Below are 25,998 nucleotides of genomic sequence, written 5' to 3'. Positions count from 1 at the left end.
AGCGCGGACCGGGTGGCCGGGCGGGGCGGGCGGGGGCGGGGTGTCCGGGCCCGGCGGGCCGGGCCCGGACGGGTGGGACGCGGGGCCGGGGTCAGCGGTCGTAGTCCTGGTAGCTGATCAGGGCCTGGAAGCTGACCGGGCCGAAGACCCCGTCGACGCCGATGCCGAAGTGGCCCTGGGCGTCGCGGACGGCCTGTTCGGTCCAGTAGCCGTAGACGCCGTCGGTGGCGAGGTGGTAGTTGAACTTGGCGTTGAGCTGGCGCTGGATCATGACCACGACGGGTCCGGTGTCGCCGCGGCGGAACTGGTGCTGGCCGAAGACCAGGTCCCGCATGTGCTCCCAGGTGGCGGTGTCGAGGTCGCCGTAGGCGGGCAGGCCGAAGGCGTCCTGGTAGGACACCAGGGCGTCGTGCAGGTCCTGGTCGAACTCCAGGTCGAGCTCGCCGGGGTAGATCTCTCCCTGGTCGAGCAGCATCTTGGCGGCGTAGACGTCGATGTCGAAGTCGCCGAGGGTGTACTCGGGCCAGCTCTGGGCCTCGATGGCGGCCAGGGTCTCGGCGGAGGTCTGGTCGAGGTCGTCGGCCAGGGCGGGGGGCGCGGCGGCCAGGAGGGTGGCCGCGGCCAGTGCGGTGGCGGCCCCGAGGGCGGCGCCGCGCCGCGTCGCGGTGGACATGGCGGGTGTTCCTTTCCCGGTGTGCGGTGCCCGCGGTGCGGGTGGTTCCTGCACTCCGTGTGATGCGTGAGAGCTGCGCCACGTTCACACAAAGAGCACAAATGCCGCCAGGAGGACATACTTTGCTGTCCTGGCCGGACCTGTTCGGGCACGGGTGTCAACCGAAACACCGCCGGGCGCGTCCCCGGCCCGGGGACGCGCCCGGGAGGGTGCGGTGCGGGCGGTTCAGCGCACGGTGTGGCCCGCCTCGCGCAGGTTCCTCTTGACGTCGGCGATGGTGAACTCCCCGAAGTGGAAGACCGTCGCGGCGAGCACGGCGTCCGCGCCCGCGTCGACGGCGGGGGCGAAGTGCTCCACCGCGCCCGCGCCGCCGGAGGCGATGAGCGGCACCTCCACCCGGGCGCGCACGGCCCGGATCAGCTCCAGGTCGAAGCCCGCCTTGGTACCGTCGGCGTCCATGGAGTTGAGCAGGATCTCCCCCGCGCCCAGCTCGGCGGCGCGCTCGCACCACTCCAGGGCGTCGACGCCGGTGCCGCGTCGGCCGCCGTGGGTGGTGACCTCGAACCCGCTGGGGGTGGGCGGGCCGTCGGCGCGGACCCGGCGCACGTCGGCGGAGAGCACCAGGACCTGGCGGCCGAAGCGCTCGGCGATCTCGCCGATGAGTTCGGGGCGGTTGACCGCGGCGGTGTTGACGCCGACCTTGTCGGCGCCCGCGCGCAGCAGCCGGTCCACGTCCTCGGGGGTGCGCACCCCGCCGCCGACGGTGAGCGGGATGAACACCTGGTCGGCGGTGCGGCGCACCACGTCGTAGGTGGTCTCCCGGTCGCCGCTGGAGGCGGTCACGTCCAGGAAGGTGAGTTCGTCGGCGCGGTCGCCGTCGTAGGTGGCGGCCAGCTCCACCGGGTCGCCCGCGTCGCGCAGGTTCTCGAAGTTGACGCCCTTGACCACCCGCCCGGCGTCCACGTCCAGGCAGGGGATGACGCGTACCGCCACGCTCACTGGCCGGCCCCCTGGGGCCCGCGCACGGCGGCCAGGGCGTCCTGGAGGGTGAAGGCGCCCTCGTACAGGGCGGTACCCATGATGGCGCCCTCCACGCCCAGGGGGGTCAGGGTGGCGATCGCCCGCAGGTCCTCCAGGCTGGAGACGCCGCCGCTGGCCACCACCGGCTTGTCGGTGCGCTCGCACACGGTGCGCAGCAGGTCCAGGTTCGGGCCCTTGAGGGTGCCGTCCTTGTTGACGTCGGTGACGACGTAGCGGGCGCAGCCCTGTTCCTCCAGGCGCTCCAGGGTCTCGAGGAGGTCGCCGCCGTCGCGGGTCCATCCGCGCGCGGCCAGGGTGGTGCCGCGCACGTCCAGGCCGATGGCGATCCGGTCGCCGTGCTCGGCGATGATGCGGGCGCACCAGTCGGGGTTCTCCAGGGCGGCGGTGCCGATGTTGACCCGGGTGCAGCCGGTGGCCAGGGCGGCGGCCAGGGACTCGTCGTCGCGGATACCGCCGGACATCTCCACCCTGACGTCGAGGCGGCCGACGATGTCGCGCAGCAGGTCGCGGTTGTGGCCGCGGCCGAAGGCGGCGTCCAGGTCCACGAGGTGGATCCACTCGGCGCCGGCCTTCTGCCAGGCCATGGCCGCCTCGAAGGGGTCGCCGTACTGTCCGCCCGAGCCCGCCCTGCCCTGGACGAGCTGGACGGCCTGACCGTCCGCCACGTCCACGGCGGGCAGCAGTTCGAGTGCGGGGGTGGTGGTCTCGCCGGTCATGAAGCCTTCTCGTGCTCGTTGGTCGGGTGAAGCGGGTGGGCGGCCCTCAGAGGGTGGCGACCCAGTTGGCCAGGATGTGGGCGCCCGCGTCGCCGGACTTCTCCGGGTGGAACTGGGTGGCCCACAGCGGTCCGTTCTCGACGGCGGCCACGAAGGGTTCGCCGTGTTCGGACCAGGTCACCTTGGGCGCGGGGATGCGCGGGTTGGTGGGGGTGAACTCCCACTCGCGCACGGCGTAGGAGTGCACGAAGTAGAAGCGCTCCTCGGGCCCGATCCCGGCGAAGAGCCGGGTGTCCTCGGGCGGGCGGACGGTGTTCCAGCCCATGTGCGGCAGGACGGGGGCGCGCAGGCGGTCCACGGTGCCGGGCCACTCGCCGCAGCCCTCGGCCACCCCGGCCTCCCCGTCGGCGGGGCCCACGCGCTCCACGCCTCGTTCGAAGAGCACCTGCATGCCCACGCACACGCCCAGGACCGGGCGTCCCCCGGCCACGCGCTTGCCGATGATCCGGTCGCCGCCGGCGGCCCGCAGGCTGCCCATGCACGCGCCGAAGGCGCCCACGCCGGGGACGAGGAGGCCGTCGGCCTCCAGGGCGGCGTGCGGGTCCGAGGTGACGGTGACGTCGGCACCGGTGCGCTCCATGGCGCGCTGCGCCGAGCGCAGGTTGCCCGAACCGTAGTCGAAGACGACCACACGTGACGGCATGACTGCCCTTCCTGTCAGAGGTAACCCAGTCGGAGGACGCCGGCGGCCAGCGCCAGGAAGGTGCAGGCGGCCAGGGCGGCGGCCAGCGCCTTGTTGATCCGCCACATGGCGAAGGCGCCCCCGGCGAGGAAGCCGGCGAGCACGACCAGGGCCAGGGCCCACAGGTCGGTGTCCATCTACAGGGCTCCCTTGGTGGAGGGGATCCCGCTGACGCGCGGGTCGTCCTCGGTGGCGGCGCGCAGGGCGCGGGCCAGCGCCTTGAACTGGCACTCCACGATGTGGTGGGCGTTGCGCCCGTAGGGCACGTGGACGTGCAGGGCCACCCGGGCCTGGGCCACGAAGGACTCCAGGATGTGGCGGGTCATGGTGGTGTCGTAGTCGCGGCCGATCACCGGGGCCATGCCCTCGGGCTCGCTGTGCACGAGGTAGGGGCGGCCGGAGACGTCGACGGTCACCTCGGCCAGCGCCTCGTCCAGGGGGACCCTGGCGTCGGCGAAGCGGCGGATGCCGCGCTTGTCGCCCAGGGCCTCGCGGAAGGCTGCGCCCAGGGCAAGGGCGGTGTCCTCCATGGTGTGGTGGGAGTCGATGTGCAGGTCGCCCTCGGTGCGCACGGTGAGGTCGAACAGGCCGTGCTTGGCGAGCTGGTCGAGCATGTGGTCGAAGAAGCCGACGCCGGTGGAGACGTCGGCGACGCCGGTGCCGTCCAGGTCGATCTCGACCAGGACCTTGGTTTCCTTGGTGGTGCGCTCGACGCGTCCGGTGCGGCTCATGGTGACGGAACTTCCTCGGTGGTGGCGGATGGGTGTCCGGTGGCCCGGAGCAGGGCCCGGCGGAAGGCGTCCATCTCGCCGGGGGTGCCGACGGTGACGCGCAGCCAGCCGGGCGGGCCGGTCTCGCGGATGAGGACCTGCTGGTCGAGCAGGTCGCGCCAGACCCTGGTCCGGTCCTCGAACTCGCCGAACAGGACGAAGTTGGCGTCGGAGTCGGCGACGGAGAAGCCGTGCCCGCGCAGCCAGGCGACCAGGGCGTCGCGTTCGGCGCGCAGGTCGGCCACGGCGCCCAGGAGTTCGTCGGCGTACTCCAGGGCGGTGAGCGCGACCGTCTGGGTGACGGCGGACAGGTGGTAGGGCAGGCGGACCAGCTGCAGGGCCTCGACCACGGCCGGGTGCGCGGCCAGGTAGCCCACGCGCGCCCCGGCCAGGGCGAAGGCCTTGGACATGGTGCGCGAGACGACGAGCCGGGGGTGGTCGGGCAGCAGGCTCAGGGCGCTGGGGGTGCCCTGGCGGCGGAACTCGGCGTAGGCCTCGTCGACGACCACGACCCCGGGGGCGGCCTGGCACACGCGGGCGATGTCGTCGATGTCCAGGGCGGTGCCGGTGGGGTTGTTGGGCGAGGTGAGGAAGATGACGCTGGGCTGGTGCTCGGCGATCGCGGCCAGGGCGGTGTCGGTGTCGACGCGGAACTCGGCGTCGCGGGGCTGGGCGACCCAGGCGGTGCCGGTGGCCCGGGAGATGATCGGGTGCATCGAGTAGGAGGGCTCGAAGCCCATCGCGGTGCGCCCCGGGCCGCCGAAGGCCTGGAGGAGCTGCTGGAGGATCTCGTTGGAGCCGTTGGCCGCCCACACCCGGTCCGCGGTCAGGCCGTGGCCGAGGTAGGCGGCCAGGCCCTCGCGCAGGCGCACCGCGTCCCGGTCGGGGTAGCGGTTCAGGCCCAGGGCGGTGTCGGCGACCGCGTCGGCCAGGGCCTTGGCCAGCCGCGGGGAGGGCGGGTGCGGGTTCTCGTTGGTGTTGAGCACCACGGGGACGTCCAGCTGCGGGGCGCCGTAGGGCGTCTGGCCGCGCAGGTCGTCGCGGAGGGGCAGGTCGTTCAGGGTGAAGCTCACGGGTTCCACGCTCATGGTCGGTTGTGGGCGGGCGCGGTGCGCGCGGCGGTCGCGGCGCGCCGGTCCCGCCGGGCGGGTGGCCGTCGGGCTCAGGCCGGGTCCGTGCGCGCGGCGACGGCCTCGCCGTGCGCGGGCAGGTCCTCGGCGTTGGCCAGGGTGATGACGTGGTGGGCGACCTCGGCCAGCGCGTCGCGGTCGTAGTCGACGATGTGCACGCCGCGCAGGAAGGTCTGCACGCTCAGGCCTCCGGTGTGGCAGGCGCAGCCGCCGGTGGGCAGGACGTGGTTGGATCCGGCGGCGTAGTCGCCGAGGGAGACCGGGGAGTAGTCGCCGACGAAGATCGCGCCCGCGTTGCGCACGCGCGCGGCCCAGGCGGCGGCGTCGGCGGTCATGATCTCCAGGTGTTCGGCGGCGTAGGCGTTGACGACGGCCAGGCCGTGGTCGAGGTCGTCGACGAGGACGATGCCGGACTGGGGCCCGGACAGGGCCTCGCGGACGCGGTCGCCGTGCCGGGTGGCGGCCACGCGGACGGCCAGGCGCCCGGTGACCGCCTCGGCCAGGGCCTCGTCCGGGGTGACCAGGACGGAGGCGGCGACGACGTCGTGCTCGGCCTGGCTGACCAGGTCGGCGGCGACGTAGTCGGGGTTGGCGGTGGCGTCGGCCAGGATCGCGATCTCGGTGGGTCCGGCCTCGGCGTCGATGCCGATGACGCCCTTGAGCAGGCGCTTGGCCGCGGCCACCCAGATGTTGCCGGGGCCGGTGACCATGTCGGCGGGCTCGCAGGGGCCCGCGCCGTAGGCGAACATGGCCACGGCCTGGGCGCCGCCGACGGCGTAGACCTCCTCCACGCCGAGCAGGGCGCAGGCGGCGAGGATGGTCGGGTGCGGCAGTCCGCCGAACTCGCGCTGGGGCGGGGAGGTGACCGCCAGGGAGCGCACGCCCGCCTCCTGGGCGGGAACGACGTTCATGACCACGCTGGAGGGGTAGACGGCCCGGCCGCCGGGGACGTAGAGCCCGACGCGGTCGACGGGGATCCACTTCTCGGTGACGGTGCCGCCGGGCACGACGCGGGTGGTGTGGTCGGTGCGGCGCTGGTCGCGGTGGACCAGTCGGGCGCGGCGGATGGACTCCTCCAGCGCGGCGCGCACGGCCGGGTCCAGGTCGGCCAGGGCCGCCTCGATCCTCTCCTTGGGCACGCGGACGTCGTCCAGGCGCACGCCGTCGAAGCGCTCGCTGAGTTCGACCAGCGCCTCCACCCCGCGATGGCGTACGTCCTCGCAGATGGGGCGTACGCGCTCGACTGCGGCGGCCACGTCCAGTTCCGCTCGCGGAAGGGCCTGGCGGGGGTCGCCCTGGGTGCCTCGGAGGTCGATTCGACTGATCACGGTCCCAGTCTAGGGGGCGTCGCCCATTCCGTGGGTGGCGACGTCCGAATGATGGACACCACACCGCCCCCACCGGCGGGTACGCGCCTTCCCAGCATCGGCGAACAGAGTGCGACAAAGGCCGCCATTAAGCGTCGCCTTACTTTGGAACACCTAACCTTATTAAGCTTCAGAAAGGCTTGCCTAACAAATATGGAGAAGTGCACTCGCGTTTCGCATAAAGCTTTTTCATACGTTATGGTGGGGCCATGACCTCGAACAAGAGCAGCGATATCGGCCTTTCCAAGTTCCACCGACTCCTGGTCGACCAGGTCCGGCACGAGTTCACGGCCTCCCACCAGTACGTGGCCATCGCCGCCTGGTTCGACGATCAGGACCTGCCCCAGTTGGCGCGGGTCTTCTACGAGCAGGCCCTGGAGGAGCGCGACCACGCGATGATGATCGTGCGCTTCCTGCTGGACAACGACGTTCCCTTCGCCCTTCCGGGCGTGGACGAGATCGAGACCGATTTCTCCGTGCCGCGCGACCTGGTCGCGCTGGCCCTGCGCCAGGAGCGCGCGGTGACCGACCAGTTCCACCGTCTGGCCAAGGTGGCCCGCGACGAGGACGACTACACCGGCGAGCAGTTCCTGCAGTGGTTCATCCAGGAGCAGACCGAGGAGGTCGCCAAGATGTCGACCCTCCTCAACGTGCTGGACCGCGCCAACGGCAACCTGTTCGACGTGGAGGCCTTCGTCGCCCGCGACATGCCCAGCGGGGACCACGGCAGCCAGGGCGCGCCCGACACCGCCGGGCCCTCGGTGTCCTGACAGGCCACCGGCCGCTCCGGCGGCCGTTCCCGCGGCCCGGGGCCGCGCCCGTTCCAGAGGGGGGAACACGGGCGCCGGCCCCGGGCCGCACGCGTGCCCCGGCCGCGCCGGGAACCCGCCCGCGCCGCCCGTGTTCCGGGCGCGGGGGGCATACTGGGTTCCATGCCCTTGGCACTGCCGATCTTCCCGCTCAACACCGTGTTGTTCCCCGGTATGACGGTTCCGCTGCACGTCTTCGAGCGGCGCTACCGCCGACTGGTCTCGGAGCTGCTGGGCCCCACTCTCACGCAGGGCGAGGCCCTCACCGAGGGTGAGGCGCGCTCGGCGCCGCGCGGGCCGCGCCGGTTCGGGGTGGTCTGGATCGAACTGGGCCACGAGGTGGCCTCGGAGTCGGGGCAGGGCGCCGGGGAGGCCGACACCGGTGTGCCCGTCGCGGGCGGGCCGGGTGTGGCGCTGCCCCGGGTGAGCGCGACCGGGTGCACCGCGCTGGTACGTGACGTGCGAACCTACGAGGACGGCCGCTTCGACCTGGTCGTGGAGGGCGGGGCGCGCTTCACCGTGACCGACCTGTCGGAGGTGGACGCCTCCTCCCCCGAGGAGTACGCCACGGCCTCGGTGGCCTTCCTGCCCGAGCCCCTGGGCCCGGACGCCGAGGAGCACGCCGAGCGGGTGCGGGACCTGTACGCGGCCTACTGCCAGCGCCTGGCCGGGATCGGGCTGTCGCCGGACGCCTCGCCCGAGCTGCCCAAGGACCCCATCGCGCTGTCCTACAGCGTGGCGGCCTCCGCGGTCCTGGACCAGTGGGAGAAGCAGCGGTTGCTGGAGGCGGAGGACGCCGCGACCCGGCTGGCCGTGGCGGCCCGCTTCCTGCGCCGGGAGAACCGGATCGTGGCCGCTCCCACGCTGCCCAACCTCCCTGCGGGGCCCTTCCTCAATAACGGTGTCTCCTTCAACTGAAGCAACTTCCCCCACCAAGGAACCAAAGACCCCAACAGCGACATCCATCGCAAGAAACACGCCTGCACTCCGCCTGCCAGCGCGCGCTCACGGCACCGGTCGCCTAGCCTGCTGTCCGGAACCGGTGCCGGGCCTCCCGGTCCGGCGCGGTGTCCGCGCGGGAGGCCCGCCCGGGCACCGGTTACCGGACACACACCCGCGTGTGCGCGGCAGGAGAGGAACGCAGGTACCCCATGAGTGCGAAAGCCACACCGGCGACGGTGGCCGCCGGACGAACCAAGACCACCTACACGCTGCACCCCTACGAGGTGGACGGCTCCTCGGACGGGCGCTCCTACGGAACCGACGCCGCGGACGCGCTCGGCGTCCCCCGCGAGCAGGTCTTCAAGACCCTGATCGCCGAGGTGGACGGTCAGCTCACCGTGGGGGTGGTCCCCGTCAGCACCACGCTCGACCTCAAGGCGCTGGCCGCGGCGGTCGGCGGCAAGCGGGCCGTCATGGCCGACCCGGCCCGGGCGGAGAAGGCCACGGGGTACGTGCGCGGCGGCATCAGCCCCCTGGGCCAGCGCAGGCGCCTGCGCACGGTGGTCGACGCGTCGGTGGCCGCGCTGCCCACGGTCTACGTCTCGGCCGGGCGCCGGGGGCTGCAGATGGAACTCAAGCCACAGGACCTCATCGCGCTCACCGAGGCGGTCACCGCGCCCATCGGCGCCCCCTGACCGGGGGTGCGGGGCGGGGCCGCACACGGCCCGTTGCCGGTCCCTCTACCCAGGGGTAGCTTTGTGAGATGGGTAACACCGCATCCCCCTTCTCCTCCGTCCCCGCCATGTTCCTCGCCCGCGTCGCCGAGTCCGGCGACGCCGCGGCCTTCACCCACCCCGTCCCCGACGGCGGTTCCGAGACCTGGGAACAGCTCACCTGGTCCCAGACCCGCGACCGGGTGCGCGACCTCGCGCTGGGCCTGCACGCGCTGGGCGTGACCCCCCAGGCCCGGTGCGCGATCGTCTCCAGCACCCGGATCGAGTGGATCCTCGCCGACATGGCCGTGCTGTGCGCGGGCGGCGCCTCCACCACCGTCTACCCCTCCTCCACCCCGCCCGACTGCGCCTACATCATCTCCGACTCCGGCAGCATGGTGGCCTTCGCCGAGAACGACGAGCAGGTCGCCAAGCTCGTCGGGCAGCGCGCCCAGATGCCCGGCCTGTCCCGGGTGATCGCCTTCGAGGGCGGCGCGGGCCACGACGACTGGGTGATGCCACTGGAGGACCTGGCCGCCCTGGGCGCCTCCCTGCACGCGGAGCGGCCCGGGCTGTTCGAGGAGCTGGTGGACCGGATCCGCCCCGACCACCTGGCCACCCTCATCTACACCTCCGGTACCACCGGACGGCCCAAGGGCGTGCGCCTGGACCACGCCAACTGGCTCTACGAGTCCCAGGCCATGGAGCAGTTGGACGCCGAACTGCGCCAGCGGGACCAGGAGCTGATGACCGTCGACGACGTGCAGTACCTGTGGTTGCCGCTGGCACACGTCTTCGGCAAGGTCATGCAGGTCAGCCAGCTGCGCATCGGCTTCATGACGGCCGTGGACGGCCGGGTGGACCGGATCGTGGACAACCTGTCCGTCGTGCGGCCCACCTTCATGGCCGCCGTCCCGCGCATCTTCGAGAAGGTCTACAACCGGGTGGTCACGCAGGCCCGGCAGGGCGGCCCGGTCAGGTACCGGATCTTCCGGTGGGCCGCGGGGGTCGCCGACCGGGTCGCGCGCCTGAGGGAGGAGGGCCGCGAGCCCACCGGGGCGCTCGCCGCCCAGCACGCGCTCGCCGACCGGCTCGTGTTCGCCAGGATCAGGGAGCGCTTCGGCGGGCGGCTCCGGTACCTCATCTCCGGCAGCGCGCCGCTGGCTCCCGAGATCGGCCGGTTCTTCTACGGCGCCGGGATCGTCATCCTGGAGGGCTACGGGCTCACCGAGACCAGCGCGGGAACGTTCGTCAACCGGCCCGGCGACGTGCGGTTCGGCACGGTCGGGCTGCCCATGCCGGGCACCGAGGTCCGGATCGCCGAGGACGGGGAGGTCCTCATCCGCGGCGGCGGCGTGATGCGCGGCTACCACAACCTGTCCGGCGCCACCGAGGCGGTGCTCACCGAGGACGGCTGGTTCGCCACCGGCGACATCGGCGTGCTGGAGGGCGGGCACCTGCGCATCACCGACCGCAAGAAGGAGCTGATCAAGACATCCGGCGGCAAGTACGTGGCGCCGCAGCGGATCGAGAGCCGCTTCAAGGCGCTGTGCCCCTACGTCGGCAACCTGGTGGTGCACGGAGACCGCAGACCCTACTGCGTGGCGCTGGTGGCCCTGGATCCCGAGGCCGTCCGCGCCTGGGCGGCCGAGAACGGGCTGGACGGCCTGGACTACGCGGAGCTGACCCGGGAGCCGAGGGTGCGGGCGCTGGTCCAGGAGGCCGTGGACGAGCTCAACCGGGACCTGCCCCGCCACGAGACGATCAAGGAGTTCGCGATCCTGCCCCGCGAGCTGACGGTGGAGGAGGGCGAGATCACGCCCAGCCTGAAGATGCGGCGCCGGGCGGTCGAGGAGCGCTACCGGGCGCTGCTCGACGGCATGTACGGGGACACCGTCGAGACGCTGTGATCCCCGCCCGGCGCACGGGCCGCGGGACGCGCGGAGGTCAGGGTGTGTCCCGGGGCCGCGCGTGGTCGCGGTCGGCAGCCGGGGAGGCGTCCGGGCCGGAACCCCCACCGGTCCCGGGCGCGTCGCCGGTTTCCGGCGCTTCCCGCGGGGGCACGCCGGGCTGGTCGTCGCGCAGGAAGCTCACCGCGTCCAGCAACCCGTACTGCAGGACGAACACCAGCGGCCACACGAGCAGGAAGGCGGTCGCGTCGAGCCGCAGCCCGGCCTGGAGGGAGGTACCGGCCTCGGCCGCGGCGACGGCGGCGCGGGCCGGGGCGTCCAGGGCCACGCCCACCCGCCAGGCGAGCACCGCTCCGCCCAGCGCGCCCGCGAAGCCCGAGAGCAGGAACACCATGCGCAGGTCCTGGAAGCGGCGCCGGGCCAGCGGGAACTGGAGCATGTAGGCGGCGTAGCCGGTGACCAGGCCGGTCAGGGCGGTCATGAGGACGAAGTAGCCCTCGGCCGCGAACACGGCCTGGTCGGTGCCGGTGAAGATCTCGCCCCCGCCCAGCGCGGTGCCGCGCGCGCGCGGGGCGATCAGCCACCACACGGTCCCCAGCAGCGCGCCCAGCGCCAGCAGCGCGGTGAGGACGCACGCCCCCGCCGCCAGCGGTCGCGTGCGCGCCCTGTCCTGGTCCGCCATCTCCCCCACTTCCCGCCCCGTCCCGGCTTGCGGAAAACCAGTGGATACGGGGCCAGCCGGAACGGAGAATACCCCGATGAGCAACCATGGCGCCCCCGCTTCCCCGCCCGCCCGTGTGGATCCGCCCCAGGCCGCCGACGAGCGCACCATGCTCACCAGTTGGCTGGACTGGCACCGGGCCACGGTGCACGCCAAGTGCGCCGGGCTGTCCGCCGAGCACGCCGTCGCCACCCCCCTGCCCTCCTCGCCGCTGATGAGCGTGGGCGCGGTGGTCTCGCACCTGCGGTGGGTGGAGCACGCCTGGTTCGAGATGGTCATGATGGGGATGCCCGACGCGGGCTACGCCACCCCCGAGGACCCGGACGCCGAGTGGCGCCGGGGCAACGAGGTTCCGCTGGACAGGCTGCTCGCGGAGTACGAGGAGCAGTGCGCCCGCTCCCGGGAGGTCACCGCAAGGCTGGAGCTGGGCTCGGGTGCGCGGCGCGCGGGCCGCGACGGGCGCCACACCACCCTGCGCTGGGTGCTGGTGCACATGGTCGAGGAGACCGCCCGGCACAACGGGCACCTGGACGTGCTGCGCGAGCTCGCCGACGGCACGACCGGGGAGTAGACCGCCGGCGCCGGGGGCCCGCGGACGGTGTCCGCGGGCCCCCGGTCACGGGGTCAGAGGTCGCTGTCCCCGTCGTCCCCGTCCCGGGCGGCCGGGTCCCGTCCCTCCTCGGCGAGGATCAGGTAGAGGCCCCGCCGGGTCTCGGCCAGCAGGCGCTTGGCGCGCTCCAGCTGGTCGGCGCTGCCCGCCTGGGCGACCTGTGCCGCGGCGGCGCCGACCTGGTAGGCCAGGGCGCCGACCTCCTCGTAGCGGGAGCGGCTGTCGGCGTAGGCCTCGGCGCCGGCCTCCCAGGGCGGGGTGAGGTCCGCGCCGCGCTCCTCCAGGTGGGCGACGCCCTCCTCGGTGAGCCGGTAGGGGCGCCGCCGCCCCTCGCCCGGTTCCTGGGTGACCAGACCCTCGTCCTCCAGCTGCTGGAGCATGGGGTAGACGGAGCCGGGACTGGGCCGCCACATGCCGCCGCTGCGCTCGCGGCCCTCACGGATGATCTCGTACCCGCTGCGCGGCTCCTCGGCGAGCAGCAGCAGGATGCCGGTGCGCACGTCGCCGCGCCGGGCGCGCTGTCCGCCGCCTCGGCGTCCGCCGCCGCGACCGCCCCCCGGGCCGGGGCCGAACCCGCCGAAGGGGTGGCCGGGACCGAACCCGCCGCCCGCCCACGGCGGGACCGCCGGCGGTACCCGGGGGTCGTGCGGGCCGAACCCGGCGCGCTCGGCGCCGCGCCCGGGGAAGGGGCGGCCGCGGCGCGGACCGCGCGCGTTCCAGGACCAGGGACCGGGAAGTGCCATGGCTGTCATGGTGCTCTCCTCCACGTTGATCGATACAGATAGACTGTCATACTCTGTTCTTATAGCTCAAAGATATATCTATAACTTTGCGGAGGCAAGCGCCGAACACACAAAATCCCCGGACGCCCTGGGGCGTCCGGGGATGCGGCAACCGGTCAGTAGTCGACCGAGTAGGCCCCCAGCAGGCTCTTGACCTCACCGTTGAACTCCGGCGAGACGCGCACCGAGTAGCGGTCCACCGCGTAGATGCGCGAGCGCACCGGGTTGTCCACCCGGATCCGCACCGGGGTCTCCCCCTTGTGCGTGCTCAGCACCTGGCGCAGGTCACCGATCAGCTCGGGGGTCAGCCTCTTCTCGTCCACGGTGAGCAGCACCGGCGGTTCGCCCTCGGTGACGTGCGAGATGTCCAGGATCGACATCTCCGAGGCGAACATGGACCAGGTGCCGTCGCGGTCGTTCAGGCGGCCCTTGACGGTGACGGCGGTGTCCTCCAGCAGGGCGTCCACGTACAGCGGGTAGGTCTTGGGGAAGAAGAGGACCTCCATGCTGGCGTCGAGGTCCTCCACCGTGGCGATGGCCCACTGGTTGCCCGCCTTGTTGGTGCGCTTGTCCACCTTGGAGATCAGGCCCGCGATGCGCACCTCGCCCCGCTCGCGGCTGAGCTCGCCGGCCACGACCTGGGCGATGGAGGTGTCGCGCGAGCGGGCCAGCACCCGCTCGGCGCCGGCGAGCGGGTGGCTGGAGACGTACAGGCCCAGCATCTCGCGTTCGAAGGCCAGCTTGGTCTTGCGGTCCCACTCCTCGTCGCCCCAGTTGATGTTGAGGCCGATGGGGGTGGAGTCGCCCTCGTCCCCGCCGCCGAAGAGGTCGAACTGGCCGTGCGCCTCCTGCTTCTTGGAGCTGATCATGCCGTCCACTGCGGTCTCGTGGTGGCGGTACAGCTCCCGGCGCGGCTGGCCCAGGGAGTCGAAGGCGCCCGCCTTGATCAGGGACTCGATGACGCGCTTGTTGCAGGCCGCGAGCTCGATCTTGGACAGGAAGTCGGTGAAGGAGGTGTACTTGCCCTTCTCCGTGCGGGTCTTGATGATCGAGTTGACCACGTTGGCGCCGACGTTGCGGACCGCGCCCATGCCGAAGCGGATGTCCCTGCCGACCGGGGTGAAGCGCAGACCCGACTCGTTGACGTCGGGCGGCAGCACCTTGATCCCCTGGGCGCGGCACTCGGCCAGGTAGACCGCCATCTTGTCCTTGTCGTCGCTGACCGAGGTCAGCAGCGCGGACATGTAGGCGGCGGGGTAGTTGGCCTTGAGGTAGGCGGTCCAGTAGGAGACCAGCGCGTACCCGGCGGCGTGCGACTTGTTGAACGCGTACCCGGCGAAGGGGAGCATGACGTCCCAGAGGGCCTGGACGGCCTCCTTGGAGAAGCCGCGCTCCATGGCGCCGGGGAAGAACTTGGCCTCCTCCTCCTCCAGGGCCTCCTTCTTCTTCTTGCCCATCGCGCGGCGCATCAGGTCGGCGCCGCCCAGGCTGTACCCGGCCAGCTGCTGGGCGATGGCCATGATCTGCTCCTGGTAGACGAGCAGGTGGAAGGTCTCCCCCAGGATCGGCTCCAGCGCGTCCTTGAGCTCGGGGTGGATCGGGGTGATCTCCTGGCGGCCGTTCGAGCGGTCGGCGTAGTCGTTGTGCGCGTTGGCCGCCATCGGTCCCGGCCGGTACAGCGACAGCACGGCCGCGATGTCACCGAACTTCTTGGGCTCCATCCGCTTGAGCAGGTTGCGCATCGCGCCGCCGTCCAGCTGGAACACGCCCAGGGTGTCGCCGCGGGACAGCAGCTCGTAGGTCTTCCTGTCGTCCAGGGGCAGCTGCCCGAGGTCGATGTCGATCCCCTCGGACTCCTTGATGCTCTTGACCGCGTCGTCCATGATCGTCAGGTTGCGCAGGCCCAGGAAGTCCATCTTGAGCAGCCCCATGTCCTCGCACTGCGGGTAGGGGAAGCCGGTGATGATGGCGCCGTCGGTGTCGCGCTTGTGCAGCGGGATGACGTCGAGCAGGGGTTCCTTGGACAGGATGACGCCCGCCGCGTGGACGCCGGTGCCGCGGGTCAGGCCCTCGATACCCCGCGCGGTCTCCATGACCTTGGCGACCTGGGGGTCGTTGTCGATGAGGTTGCGCAGCTCGGTGGTCTCGCTGTAGCGCTCGTGCTCGGGGTTGGTCACCGCCTCGAGCGGGATCTCCTTGCCGCCGACCGCGGCCGGGAAGGCCTTGGTGATCGTGTCGCCCACCGAGTAGGGCATGCCGAGGATGCGGGTGGAGTCCTTGACCGCGGCCTTGGCCTTGATGGTGCCGAAGGTGAGGATCTGGGCGACGCGCTCCTCGCCGTACAGCCGGGTGACGTACTCGATCATCTCCCCGCGCCGGCGCTCGTCGAAGTCCAGGTCGATGTCGGGCATGGTGACGCGCTCGGGGTTGAGGAACCGCTCGAACAGCAGGCCGTGCTCCAACGGGTCCAGGTCGGTGATGCCCAGCACGTAGGCGATCATCGACCCGGCCGCCGAGCCGCGGCCCGGGCCCAGGGCGATCCCGTTCTTGCGCGCGTACTGGCAGATGTCGGAGACCACCAGGAAGTAGGCGGGGAAGCCCATCTCGTTGATGATGCCCAGCTCGAAGTCGACGCGTTTGCGGACCTCGTCGCTGATCCCGTCGGGGTAGCGCTCCCTGAGCAGCCGCTCGACCTCCTTGGCCAGCCAGGAGGACTGGGTCTCGCCCTCGGGCACGGGGAAGGTGGGCATCAGGTCGCGGTGCGCGAACACCGCGTCGTAGGCCCCGGGGTCGATCCGCTCGGCGATGAGCAGGGTGTTCCTGCACCCCTGCTGCCACTCGTCGAAGTTGAGGATGCCGCGCATCTCGTCGGCGGTCTTGAGGTAGTAGCCCGAGCCGTTGAACCGGAACCGGGTGGGGTCGTCCAGGTTCTTGCCCACGCCCACCGCCAGCAGGGCGTCGTGCGCGGCGGCCTGGCTCTCGTAGACGTAGTGGGAGTCGTTGGTGACCAGCGGGGGGATGTCCAGCTCGCGGCCGACCTTGAGCAGGCCGTCGCGGACCTCCTTCTCGATGTCCACGCCGTGGTCCATCAGCTCCAGGAAGACGTTCTCCCGGCCGAAGATGTCCTGGAGTTTGGCCGCGTACTCGATGGCCTCCTTCTCCTGGCCCAGCCGCAGGCGGGTCTGCACGCCGCCCGAGGGGCAGCCGGTGGAGACGACGATGCCCTCGCTGTACTCCGACATCAGCTCCAGGTCCATGCGGGGCTTCATGTAGTAGCCCTCCATGGACGCCAGCGAGGACATCCGGAACAGGTTGCGCAGCCCGGTCTCGTTCTGCGCCAGCATCGTCATGTGCAGGTACCGGCCGCCGCCGGAGATGTCCTTGCCGCCCTCGGCCGCGGCGTCGTCGGACCCGCTGGCCCGGCCCCAGAAGACCCGCTTCTTGTGGAAGCGCGACTCGGGCGCGACGTAGGCCTCGATGCCGATGATGGGGGTGACGCCGGTGCCCTTGGACTGCTGGTAGAACTCGTACGCCCCGAACATGTTGCCGTGGTCGGTCATCGCGACCGCGGGCATGCCCAACCGGGAGGCCTCCTTGAACAGGGGCTTGAGCTTCGCTGCCCCGTCGAGCATGGAGTACTCGGTGTGGACGTGCAGATGGGCGAAGGAGTCGGCCATGACGAGGGTGCCCCCAGCAGGGTCGGTGGACGGGTGGTGACTCCTGAGCCTACGACTTTCCCGGCCGTCTCGCTGCACCCCTGTGGACAACCGTGGACCGGGGTGCGCTCCGCGACCGGCCGGGTTCCGGTCCGGATCGGCCGGTCGGGCGCACGCGCTCCGCGACCGGCCGGGTTCCGGTCCGGGTCAGTCCTGGCCCAGCCACAGGTCGGGGCCGAAGACCTCGTAGCGGACGCGGCGGGCGGGGAGCCCGGCCGCGAGCAGCTGGGCGCGGACGTCGCGCATGAACGGCAGGGGGCCGCACAGGTAGGCCTCGGCGTCCCCGGGGACCTCCACGCCGCCCAGGTCCATGCGTCCCCGTCGACCGCCCGGCCCGTTCTCGTACCAGGTGAGGGCGGTCGCGCCGGGCAGCGCGCCGACCAGGGCGCCGACCTCGTCGCGGTGGGCGTGCTCCTCGGCGGAGCGGTCGGCGTGCAGGACCAGGACCCGGCGGGGGCCGCCCTGTGCGACGAGCCGGCGCAGCATGGCGACCATGGGGGTGCAACCGATCCCGGCCGAGGCCAGTACGAGGGGGTGGTCGCCCCCGCTCAGGGTCACGTCGCCCGCGGGGGTGGAGACCATGAGGGTGTCGCCGGGGGCGGCGGTGCGGTGCAGGAGGGCGGAGACCTCCCCCTCGGGCGAGGAACGCAGGCGCTTGACGGTGATGCGGCGGCGCCTGCCCTCTCCTCCGGTCAGGGAGTACTGACGGGCCTGGCGGACGCCGTCGGGCATGCGGACCCGGACGCTGACGTACTGGCCGGGCTCGTAGGCGGGGGCGGGGGCGTCGTCCTCGGGTTCGAGGATGAGGGAGACGGTGTCGGGGGTCTGGTCGTGGCGTCCGGTGATCCGCCAGGGGCGCCAGACCCGGCCGCCGGTGTGGCCGCGCTCGGCGTACAGGCGGGCCTCCAGGGCGATGAGGGACCCGGCCATGAGCCAGTAGACCTCGTCCCAGGCGCTGACGACGTCGGGGGTGGCGGCCTCGCCCAGGGTGTGGGCGATGGCGCCGAAGAGGTACTTGTGCACGATCACGTACTGGTCCTCGGTGACGCCGAGGGAGACGTGCTTGTGGGCGATGCGGGACAGGAGGGCGTCGGGGCGCTCGTCCGGGTGCTCCAGGAGCATGGTGGCGAAGGCGGCGATGGATCCGGCCAGGGCCCTGCGCTGTTCGCCGGAGGCCTGGTTGCCCCGGTTGAACATGCCGTCGAGGAGTTCGGGGTGTTCGCCGAGCATCGTCGCGTAGAACCTGGCGGTGACGGCGTCCAGGGACTCGGCCACGACGGGAAGGGTGGCCCGGACGGTGGCGGCGGACTCGGTGGAGAGCATGCGTCCTCCTAGCTGGGGAAGGGTCGCCCCAGGCAGATAATTGGCATTTGAGATGCATATTAAAACCGCCGCGGGAGGACCCCCGTCCGGGTCCCGTTTGGCGCCGTCGCGGCTACTCGGGGGCGGAGGGCAGCAGCGTGAGGGCGACGCCGGTCGGCGGCCCGACCAGGGACTCCACGGTGACCCCGTCGAGGGAGGCGTAGAAGGCCTCGCGCGCCCGGCTCAGGGCGCCGCGCAGGCGGCACGCGGCGCGCAGCGGGCAGGGCGGGTCGTCCTCGCACCCGGCGAGGTCGCCCGAGCCCTCCAGTTCACGCACGATCGAGCCGACCGACGCCCGCTTCCCCTCCGGGGTCAGGAGCAGTCCCCCGTTGCGGCCGCGCCGGGCCTCCACCAGGCCCATGTCCGAGAGCCGGGCCACGGCCTTGGCCATGTGCGTGTAGGGCACGCCGAGCATCGCGGCGGCGGTCCGGGTGGTGAGGAGCTCGCCCTCCCCCGCGACCGCGAGCCGCATGACCAGCCGGAGGGAGACGTCGGTGAAAGCGGTCAGACGCATGCCCCCAACGTAGGCGACGGCGCCGCCCCTCACCGCCGCGCGTCGGCGCCGGGGGCCTCCGCCGGCTGGTGCCTCCCCGCCTCGCGCGGCATCCAGACCAGCACCACGGCCAGCCCGAGCAGTCCGAAGCACAGGGACACGACCGCCGCCGTGTGCAGCCCGGACATGAACGCCTCCCGGGCGGGGGCCACCAGGGCCCGGCCCTGTTCGCCCAGGCTCCGGGCCACGGCCAGGGTGGCCTCGATGGACTCCCCGGCCGCGTGCAGCCGCTCCGGGCCCGGACCGTCCTCCCCCGCGGCGGCCCGCTCCAGGACCGGGGTGATCTCGGCCCGGTACCGGAAGGAGATGACCGCGCCCAGGACCGCGACTCCCATCGCCGTGGCCACCTGGCGGACCGTGTTCTGCACGGCGGAGGCGGCCCCGGCCCTCTCCGGCGGCACCGAGGACATGATCGCGTCGGTGGCGGGGGTCAGCACCACAGCCATCGCGGCGGCCTGGAGGAAGAAGAAGCCGATGACGACCGGCAGCGGCGTGTCCGCCTCCAGGCGGGTGAAGAACGTGAAGGTCGCGCACACTCCCAGCACCCCGGCGGCGGCGACCGCGCGCGGCCCCACCCAGCGCACGAGCGTGGGACTCAGCGGCGCCATGATCATCTGCCCCAGCGCGGCGGGCAGCACCAGCAGCCCCGCGACGAACGGGCTGAACCCCCGCACGCTCTGCCAGTAGAAGCTGAGGAAGAAGATGATCCCGGACATGCTGAAGAACAGGACCGTGATCGTGGCGATGGCCACACTGAACCGGGGGTCGCGGAAGAAGCGCACGTCCAGGGAGGGGAAGGGGGTGCGCGACTCGTGCAGCAGGAAGAGCGCGAGCACCGCCGCGCCGCCGACGAGGGCGCCGTACACGTCCCAGTCGGCCAGGGAGGCCCGCTCCCCCGCGGTGATGATGCCGTAGATGAGCAGCACCAGGCCCGGGATGGAGAGCAGCACCCCCGCCACGTCGGGCCGTCCGGGGTTGGCGTCCCGCGACTCCGGCACCAGGAAGAACATCAGCGCCAGGCCCACCAGCACGAAGGGCACGTTGATGAGGAAGATCGACCCCCACCAGAAGTTCTCCAGCAGCAGGCCGCCCGCCCACGGGCCGATGGCCATCGCCATGCCGACCGAGCCCGCCCAGATCCCGATCGCCCGGGGGCGCTGTTCGGGCGGGAACACGTTGGTGATGGTCGACAGGGTCTGCGGCATCACCATCGAGGCGCCCAGCCCCATCACGGCGCGGGCCCAGACGAGCTGTTCGGGGGTCTGTGAGTAGGCCGACAGCGCCGAGGCCGCGCCGAACACCGCGAGCCCCGTCACGAGCAGGCGGCGGCGCCCCCACCGGTCGCCGAGGACGCCGAAGGTGAACAGCAGCCCGGCGAAGACCAGGGTGTAGGAGTTGATCGCCCAGGCCAGCTGGGACTGGCTGGCCCCCAGGCCCAGGTCGGGGTCGGAGAGCACCCGCAGCGCCACGTTGAGGATCGTGTTGTCCGCGACGATCACCAACAGGCACAGGATGAGTACCACCAGCCCGCCCCACCTGCGCCGATAGGCCGTTTCCGCGTCCACGCACACCTCCGTCACCCGGGTACCCGCGCACGGCCCGTGCCCCGCGCGGACGGCTCCGTCGCCGCACCCGTTCCTGGGTTACCCGGAAACATCCGGGGCCGCACTCCGGTTGTATCCCGGGGGCAGACGGTTCGGCGCACCCGTGCGATGATGCTGGCGTGCGGGCGGTCGTTCCCCGGGGTTCGACCCCCGCGCACGTCCGGTCCCCGGGACCGCCGCGGCTCCGGCCGCCCCGCGCGCGAGCGCGATACCACCATTCGTCCACACGTCCGGAGACACCCCCGAGGTGCTTCGAGACAACGGAGGAAACAGCATGACCACCACAGACAAGACCCCCTCGGGCGGCGCCCTGTACGGCGGGGTCGCCAACCGCCGTGTCACGGTCCGCGACCTGGCCGCCGCCAAGGAGCGCGGCGAGCGCTGGCCGATGCTCACCGCCTACGACGCGCTCACCGCGCGGATCTTCGACGAGGCCGGGATCCCGGTCCTGCTGGTCGGGGACTCGGCGGCCAACGTCGTCTACGGCTACGACACCACCCTTCCGGTCACGGTGGACGAGCTGGTCCCGCTGACCGCGGCCGTGTCCCGCTCCACCAGCCGGGCGCTGGTCGTGGCCGACCTGCCGTTCGGCTCCTACCAGGCCTCCCCCCAGCAGGCGCTGGAGACGGCCTCCCGCTTCATGAAGGAGGGGCGGGCGCAGGCGGTCAAGCTGGAGGGCGGCCACGCGGTGGCCCCCCAGGTGGAGCTGCTGGTGTCGGCGGGGGTGCCGGTGATGGCGCACCTGGGCCTGACCCCGCAGTCGGTGAACACCCTGGGCGGGTACCGGGTGCAGGGGCGCGGTGAGGACGCGGCCGGGCTGCTCAAGGACGCCAAGGAGCTGGAGCGCGCGGGCGCCTTCGCCGTGGTGCTGGAATGCGTGCCCGCCGAGCTGGCCGCGCAGGTGACCGAGCAGCTGTCCATCCCGACCGTGGGCATCGGCGCCGGCCCCTCCACCGACGCCCAGGTGCTGGTGTGGCAGGACATGGCCGGGCTGAGCCCGCGGGTGGCCAAGTTCGTCAAGACCTACGCCAACCTGCACGAGACGCTGCGCGAGGCGGCCTCGGCCTACGCCGACGAGGTCGTCCACGGGGCCTTCCCCGAGGAGCGCCACTCCTACGCCAGCTGAGCGGTCCGCCCCGGTGCGGGGCGGACCTCCTCGACCGCCGGCCGGGACCCCTTCCCGGCCGGCGGCGGGCAGGAGTGTGAGCCGCACGGCAGTCCGAACGGTACTCGGGAGTAGAGTCGCACCGAATCCAGAGCCTAGGGGCCGGATCCGCCGGCCCTCCCGGGAGGACAGATGCGCGTCTCGATGCCGCTCCAGTACGCGGGCGACCCCAAGGCCGCCGTGGACCAGGTGGCCGAGCTGGAGAAGGCCGGACTCGACACGGTGTGGGTGGCCGAGGCCTACGGGTTCGACAGCCCCACCCTGATGGGCTACATCGCCGCACGCACCGAGACCGTGGCGATCGGCTCGGCCATCCTGCCGCTGTACAGCCGCACCCCCACCCTCATCGCGATGACCGCCGCCGGGCTGGACGACCTGTCGGGCGGGCGGGCCATCCTGGGTCTGGGCGCCAGCGGGCCGCAGGTCATCGAGGGCTTCCACGGCGTGCCCTACGTCAAGCCGCTCGCCCGCACCCGCGAGACCATCGAGATCTGCCGCAAGGTGTGGGCCCGCGAGGACCGCCTGACCCACGACGGCACCGTGTTCCAGCTGCCCCTGCCGCCCGAGAAGGGCACCGGCCTGGGCAAGCCGCTCAAGATCATCAATCACCCCGTCCGCCCCGACATCCCCGTCTACGTGGCCTCGCTGGGCTTGAAGAACGTGGCGCTGACCGCCGAGGTCGCCAACGGCTGGCTGCCCCACCTGTTCATCCCGGAGAAGGCCGAGTCGGTGTGGGGCGCGTCCCTGGCCGAGGGCAGGGCACGGCGCGACCCGGCCCTGGGCGACCTGGAGATCTCCGCGGGCGGCCTGCTCGCCATCGGCGAGGGCGAGGAGACCAAGAAGCTGCTCGACATGGTCCGGCCGATGATCGCGCTGTACGTGGGCGGCATGGGCGCCAAGGGCAAGAACTTCTACAACACGGTCGCCCGTCGGTACGGCTACGAGGAGGCCGCGGAGCGGATCCAGGACCTGTACCTGGAAGGGAGGAAGGACGAGGCCGCCGCGGCCGTGCCCGAGGAGTTCGTGGAGCTGACCAACCTGGTCGGACCGGAGTCCTACGTGCGCGAGCGGGTGGAGGCCTTCCGCGCCGCCGGGGTCACCCAGCTCAACGTGGTGCCCGTGGGCGAGGATCCGGCCGCGCTGATCGGCAGGGTCAAGGAGTGGGTGTCCTGAGCCACCGGGCCGGGCCCCGCGTCCGCGAGGGCGCGGGGCCCTCGCCTTTCCAGGATGCTCCCGGATTCGAAGCGTGACGGAAAAGCACGCGGACACACACGTGTATCCACGCCAACACACGTGCAGAAGGACGCGTCCCAGGCCAGACGGAGCACCATCCGGATACGGAGTACCAGGCAGAAACATCCTCCGAGCCACCCGAGGCGCGCGCGACCTGAATGTGTTTCCCACAGGACCACCCCACGATGGTTACCCAGAGTGATAATTATCCCCGAGGCTGGCGGGGAGCGCACGCGCGCCAGTGACGCGGGTCACAGCGAAGAATCGCCCGAGAGGACACCACGGGAACACCCGCCGCGCGCGGGGGCGCCGCCGCACACCGCACGAACCGCAGTTCACAGCCGCCGTCCCCGCGCCGTCGCCGCACCCCGGCGCCAAACAACCGATCACCGGACCACGGGAAAGGGAACTGACGCCAACATCCGCCACGAAGGAAGGAAAATTTCTTTTTCGGGAGAAGCACCACCGCATACAACTTCATCACCCAAAGTAGCCGTATGGGAGCTGAAAGTTCGGTTAACCTGCGTTAAGTCATATGCCGCAGCGAACGACACGGAGCATCCCCATGCCCCCAGTCCGTAGACCGCTATGCTCAGCGACCGTCACGGCCGTCAGTGTGATGGCCGTCGCCGCCCTCACCAGCCCGGCCCGGGCCGAGACCGCGCAGCACTGCGTCGCCGACATCGACACCGGCGCCCAGGCGTGCTTCGCCACCTTCGAGGAGGCGATCGCGGAGGCCGAGGAGGAGACCGGCCGGACCCTGGAGCAGCAGCGCCGCTCCCTCGACGGAGGCCCCGCCTCCCTCCTGGCCGCACGCGCCGACGTCATCATCGGCACCTACTTCGAACACGAGAACTACGGCGGCGCGACCTTCACCCTCTACGGCGACGGCCTGTGCCGCGGAGGGGACGGCACCGACTTCTGGTTCACCTTCCCGCCGGAGTGGCGGAACACGATCAGCGCGGCCCAGCCCTGGGCCACCTGCGCGCTGTGGCTGCACTCCGGCCCGGACGGCACCGGTGACCGTGACGGCCCCTACCGCGAGAACACCCCCTACGTGGGCGACCACATGAACGACCGCACCGTCTCCACCACCCTGGGCTGAGGCCCCGTCCCTCGAAGGGAGAAGCACATGAAACGCACGTCCGCCGTGCTGTGCGCCGCCGCCGTCGCCGCGGCGGGCGCGGTCGCGGGGCCCGCGACCGCCGCCCACGCCGACCACGAGAACTCCCCCACCGTGCGCGAACTCCTGGAACTGTGCAACGTGGCCACCGACGTCTGCGTGTTCCACCCCGGCGGGGAGCGGGAGCTGTTCTCCGCTGCGGGCCGCGTCGTGGGCTCGGAGGTGTTCAACTGCACCTCGGGCCGCCAGGACATGGCCGTGGCCTGGTCCGACACCACCTCGCAGAGCAACAGCGTGGGATTGACGCTGAGCACCGAGGCCGGGTTCGGCGAGGCCTTCTCCGTGTCCTACGAGCAGTCCTACCAGCGCACCTGGACGACCTCGCACACCGAGGCGCAGACCACCTTCGTCAACACCGGGCCCGGCGAGGTGGGGTGGGTCGAGCGGCGGCCCCGGATGCAGCGCGTGCACGGCACCTACGAACTGCACTTCCCCGACCGCCGGTGGGGCCACTACGTCTGGTACGCCCCCTTCACCGCCGAGGGGCCCGTGCCCGGCTCGGCCGACGACGCAATCACACAGAACGTGCGGCCCATGACCGACGCCGAGAGGGCCGCGTGCCCCTGATCCGCCGACACAGGAAAGGCAGAGCGATGAGATTCCTCGCGACGGGCGCCGCGGCGGGCCTGGCGGCCGCCCTGGCGCTGTCCCCCGCGCCGGCCTCAGCGGACCACGGGGGCGCCCCGACCGTCCGGGAGCTGCTGGAGAGGTGCGGGAAGGGCACCGACGTGTGCGAGTTCCACCCCTCCGGCTCCCCGGAGTTCTTCCAGAACACCTCCGAGCCGGTCGGCTCCCCCGTCTACAACTGCACCGACCACGAACAGGTCTCCATGGTGGAGTGGTCCAAAACCACGGGCGAGTCCAACAGCGTGAACCTCTCCATGACGGCGACGTTCGGTGTGGTCTTCAAGCAGAGCTTCGCGATCTCCTACGGTCACGAGTGGAGCTCCTCCCACACCCAGACCCAGCGCACACAGGTCACCGCCCAGCCGGGCGAGGTGGCCCGCGTGTACTACGGTCCCCGGATGCAGCGCGTGCACGGCACCTACGAACTGCACTTCCCCGACCGCCAGTGGGGCCACTACGTCTGGTACGCCCCCTTCACCGCCGAGGGGCCCGCGGACGGCCAGGGCAGTACCGTCACCCAGTCCACGAGGCCCATGACGGACGAGGAGCGGGCGGTCTACTGCTGAGCGCGTGCGGCGCCGGTCGCCCGTGGCGACCGGCGCCGGGCGGGCTACAGTCCGGTGATCCGCAGCCCCGCGTGGGTCCTGTAGCGGCGGTTGACCGCGATGAGGTTGGCGGTCAGGGCCTCGACCTGGTGCGCGTTGCGCAGGCGCCCGCCGAAGACGCCGCGTACTCCGGGGATGCGCTCGGCCAGGGCGCGCACCACGTCGGTGGCCGCGCGGTCCTCGCCCAGCACCAGGACGTCCAGGTCCACCTCCGCCACCTCCGGGTCCAGCAGCACGACCGCGGACACGTGGTGGAAGGCGGCCGTGACCCGGCTGTCGGGGAGCACCTCGGCGGCCTGCTGGGCGGCGCTGCCCTCGGCCACGTCGAGCGCGAAGGGGCCCCTCTTGTCGAAGCCGAGCGGGTTGACGCAGTCCACGACGATCTTGCCCGCCAGCGGTCCGGCCAGGCCCTCCAGCAGTTCGCGGTGGCCGTCCCAGGGCACGGCGACGATGACGACGTCGCCCGCCTCGGCCGCTCCGGCGTTGTCCAGGCCGCGCACGTCGACCGCGACGGCCTCGGCCGCCACCAGTTCGCGGGCGGCCTTCTCGGCCCGCTCGGCGCTGCGCGAACCCAGGTACACGGTGTGCCCGGCCAGGGACAGGCGGCGGGCCAGGCCGCGCCCCTGGTCGCCGGTGCCGCCCAGGACGGCGACGGACAGTCCGGAGACGTCCGTGCCCTCGGGTGTGGTGTGTTCAGTCATGGGCCCGATCCTGTCAGAGGCCTCCGCGCCCGGTGCGCCCGGCATGGCCGCCGCGCGTCCGGGTCAGATCTCCTCCTCCTCGTCGGAGACGTCCCACTCCTGGTTGCGCCGCTCGGCGATGGCCAGCGCGCTGGCCGCCGTGGTCTCGTCCGGATAGGGGCCCATGCGCACCTTGTTGGGGCAGCCGGGGCCGTGCTCGACCCGGTTGTGCTTGAGGCAGTACCACCACTTGTCGTCCCGTGGCGTGTCCTCGCTCACCGTCACTCCCTCCGTTGCGAACGCCGCCCGCGATGGGACGCGTACCGTCCCGTGCGACCTACCCA

At 72.1% G+C, this 25,998-nt stretch carries 26 protein-coding genes; 10 read left to right on the top strand and 16 right to left on the bottom strand.

Annotated elements, in window-relative coordinates:
- Positions 1-91: 91 nt before the first annotated feature.
- The 8 genes from FYW95_RS17260 to hisD form a co-directional block, all read right to left on the bottom strand.
- Complete coding sequence (locus FYW95_RS17260; RefSeq protein ID WP_159942223.1) at positions 92-673, bottom strand: peptidoglycan-binding domain-containing protein; 582 nt, start codon at positions 671-673, stop codon at positions 92-94.
- A gap of 225 nt (positions 674-898) precedes the next feature.
- The gene (hisF, locus tag FYW95_RS17255) at positions 899-1,672 is read right to left on the bottom strand and encodes an imidazole glycerol phosphate synthase subunit HisF (RefSeq protein ID WP_159942224.1); all 774 of its coding nucleotides are present in this window, start codon (positions 1,670-1,672) and stop codon (positions 899-901) included.
- The gene (gene priA / locus FYW95_RS17250; protein WP_159942225.1) at positions 1,669-2,430 is read right to left on the bottom strand and encodes a bifunctional 1-(5-phosphoribosyl)-5-((5-phosphoribosylamino)methylideneamino)imidazole-4-carboxamide isomerase/phosphoribosylanthranilate isomerase PriA; all 762 of its coding nucleotides are present in this window, start codon (positions 2,428-2,430) and stop codon (positions 1,669-1,671) included. Before priA ends, hisF begins: the two co-directional genes overlap by 4 nt.
- A gap of 46 nt (positions 2,431-2,476) precedes the next feature.
- Positions 2,477-3,133 (bottom strand): imidazole glycerol phosphate synthase subunit HisH, encoded by a 657-nt coding sequence (gene hisH, locus FYW95_RS17245; RefSeq protein ID WP_201294904.1) that lies wholly within the window; start codon positions 3,131-3,133, stop codon positions 2,477-2,479.
- Positions 3,134-3,147: 14 nt separating this feature from the next.
- Positions 3,148-3,309 (bottom strand): hypothetical protein, encoded by a 162-nt coding sequence (locus tag FYW95_RS27765; protein ID WP_201294903.1) that lies wholly within the window; start codon positions 3,307-3,309, stop codon positions 3,148-3,150.
- Entirely contained in the window at positions 3,310-3,903 is a 594-nt protein-coding gene (gene hisB, locus FYW95_RS17240; RefSeq protein ID WP_159942226.1) for an imidazoleglycerol-phosphate dehydratase HisB, read from the bottom strand.
- Positions 3,900-5,030, bottom strand: coding sequence for a histidinol-phosphate transaminase (locus FYW95_RS17235; RefSeq protein WP_201294902.1), 1,131 nt, complete (start codon positions 5,028-5,030; stop codon positions 3,900-3,902). The genes hisB and FYW95_RS17235 overlap by 4 nt, the downstream gene beginning before the upstream one ends.
- 74 nt (positions 5,031-5,104) lie before the next feature.
- Positions 5,105-6,400 carry a histidinol dehydrogenase gene (hisD, locus tag FYW95_RS17230; RefSeq protein WP_201294901.1) on the bottom strand — a complete coding sequence of 432 codons (1,296 nt, stop codon included), beginning with the start codon at positions 6,398-6,400 and terminating at the stop codon, positions 5,105-5,107.
- Positions 6,401-6,648: 248 nt separating this feature from the next.
- On the opposite strand from hisD, the gene FYW95_RS17225 reads away from it, so the two are divergent.
- From FYW95_RS17225 to FYW95_RS17210, 4 genes are all read left to right on the top strand, one after another.
- A complete protein-coding gene (locus FYW95_RS17225; protein WP_159942227.1) occupies positions 6,649-7,209 on the top strand; it encodes a ferritin in 561 nt (186 codons plus the stop codon).
- A gap of 162 nt (positions 7,210-7,371) precedes the next feature.
- Complete coding sequence (locus tag FYW95_RS17220; RefSeq protein ID WP_159942228.1) at positions 7,372-8,166, top strand: LON peptidase substrate-binding domain-containing protein; 795 nt, start codon at positions 7,372-7,374, stop codon at positions 8,164-8,166.
- A 233-nt stretch (positions 8,167-8,399) separates the two neighbouring features.
- On the top strand, positions 8,400-8,885 hold the full coding sequence (gene ybaK / locus FYW95_RS17215) for a Cys-tRNA(Pro) deacylase (RefSeq protein ID WP_236567733.1): 486 nt from the start codon (positions 8,400-8,402) through the stop codon (positions 8,883-8,885).
- A 68-nt stretch (positions 8,886-8,953) separates the two neighbouring features.
- Positions 8,954-10,813: an AMP-dependent synthetase/ligase gene (locus tag FYW95_RS17210; protein WP_159942229.1), complete on the top strand. Its 1,860-nt coding sequence runs from the start codon at positions 8,954-8,956 to the stop codon at positions 10,811-10,813.
- Positions 10,814-10,850: 37 nt separating this feature from the next.
- Here FYW95_RS17210 and FYW95_RS17205 read toward each other — a convergent pair whose 3' ends face one another.
- Complete coding sequence (locus FYW95_RS17205) at positions 10,851-11,495, bottom strand: hypothetical protein (protein WP_236567734.1); 645 nt, start codon at positions 11,493-11,495, stop codon at positions 10,851-10,853.
- Between the two features lie 76 nt (positions 11,496-11,571).
- Between FYW95_RS17205 and FYW95_RS17200 the strand changes: the two genes are divergently transcribed.
- Entirely contained in the window at positions 11,572-12,105 is a 534-nt protein-coding gene (locus FYW95_RS17200) for a DinB family protein (RefSeq protein ID WP_159942230.1), read from the top strand.
- Between the two features lie 53 nt (positions 12,106-12,158).
- Here the strand turns inward: FYW95_RS17200 and FYW95_RS17195 are convergent, their stop codons facing one another.
- From FYW95_RS17195 to FYW95_RS17175, 5 genes are all read right to left on the bottom strand, one after another.
- A complete protein-coding gene (locus tag FYW95_RS17195) occupies positions 12,159-12,896 on the bottom strand; it encodes a PadR family transcriptional regulator (protein ID WP_159942231.1) in 738 nt (245 codons plus the stop codon).
- A 146-nt stretch (positions 12,897-13,042) separates the two neighbouring features.
- The gene (gene dnaE / locus FYW95_RS17190; protein WP_159942232.1) at positions 13,043-16,603 is read right to left on the bottom strand and encodes a DNA polymerase III subunit alpha; all 3,561 of its coding nucleotides are present in this window, start codon (positions 16,601-16,603) and stop codon (positions 13,043-13,045) included.
- 186 nt (positions 16,604-16,789) lie between these two features.
- Positions 16,790-17,965 carry a globin domain-containing protein gene (locus FYW95_RS17185; RefSeq protein ID WP_159942233.1) on the bottom strand — a complete coding sequence of 392 codons (1,176 nt, stop codon included), beginning with the start codon at positions 17,963-17,965 and terminating at the stop codon, positions 16,790-16,792.
- 112 nt (positions 17,966-18,077) lie between these two features.
- Entirely contained in the window at positions 18,078-18,518 is a 441-nt protein-coding gene (locus tag FYW95_RS17180; RefSeq protein WP_159942234.1) for an RrF2 family transcriptional regulator, read from the bottom strand.
- Positions 18,519-18,547: 29 nt separating this feature from the next.
- Positions 18,548-20,122, bottom strand: coding sequence for an MFS transporter (locus FYW95_RS17175; RefSeq protein WP_159942235.1), 1,575 nt, complete (start codon positions 20,120-20,122; stop codon positions 18,548-18,550).
- A 313-nt stretch (positions 20,123-20,435) separates the two neighbouring features.
- Here FYW95_RS17175 and panB point away from each other — a divergent pair, with 313 nt between their 5' ends.
- The 5 genes from panB to FYW95_RS17150 all read left to right on the top strand — a co-directional run bounded on the left by panB (position 20,436) and on the right by FYW95_RS17150 (position 24,935).
- The gene (gene panB / locus FYW95_RS17170) at positions 20,436-21,287 is read left to right on the top strand and encodes a 3-methyl-2-oxobutanoate hydroxymethyltransferase (protein ID WP_159942236.1); all 852 of its coding nucleotides are present in this window, start codon (positions 20,436-20,438) and stop codon (positions 21,285-21,287) included.
- 171 nt (positions 21,288-21,458) lie between these two features.
- Positions 21,459-22,499 (top strand): LLM class F420-dependent oxidoreductase, encoded by a 1,041-nt coding sequence (locus FYW95_RS17165; protein WP_159942237.1) that lies wholly within the window; start codon positions 21,459-21,461, stop codon positions 22,497-22,499.
- A 679-nt stretch (positions 22,500-23,178) separates the two neighbouring features.
- The gene (locus FYW95_RS17160; protein WP_236567735.1) at positions 23,179-23,664 is read left to right on the top strand and encodes a hypothetical protein; all 486 of its coding nucleotides are present in this window, start codon (positions 23,179-23,181) and stop codon (positions 23,662-23,664) included.
- 27 nt (positions 23,665-23,691) lie between these two features.
- Complete coding sequence (locus FYW95_RS17155) at positions 23,692-24,309, top strand: hypothetical protein (protein ID WP_201294900.1); 618 nt, start codon at positions 23,692-23,694, stop codon at positions 24,307-24,309.
- Positions 24,310-24,335: 26 nt separating this feature from the next.
- Positions 24,336-24,935 carry a hypothetical protein gene (locus FYW95_RS17150; protein ID WP_159942239.1) on the top strand — a complete coding sequence of 200 codons (600 nt, stop codon included), beginning with the start codon at positions 24,336-24,338 and terminating at the stop codon, positions 24,933-24,935.
- 44 nt (positions 24,936-24,979) lie between these two features.
- On the opposite strand, the gene npdG is transcribed toward FYW95_RS17150, so the two are convergent.
- Entirely contained in the window at positions 24,980-25,675 is a 696-nt protein-coding gene (gene npdG, locus FYW95_RS17145; RefSeq protein ID WP_159942240.1) for an NADPH-dependent F420 reductase, read from the bottom strand.
- Positions 25,676-25,738: 63 nt separating this feature from the next.
- Positions 25,739-25,933, bottom strand: coding sequence for a hypothetical protein (locus FYW95_RS17140; RefSeq protein ID WP_159942241.1), 195 nt, complete (start codon positions 25,931-25,933; stop codon positions 25,739-25,741).
- Positions 25,934-25,998: the final 65 nt, after the last annotated feature.

The sequence above is a fragment of the Nocardiopsis sp. FR4 genome, from assembly GCF_009830945.1.
GTDB lineage: Bacteria > Actinomycetota > Actinomycetes > Streptosporangiales > Streptosporangiaceae > Nocardiopsis.
This window is presented reverse-complemented; position numbering and strand designations above follow the sequence as displayed.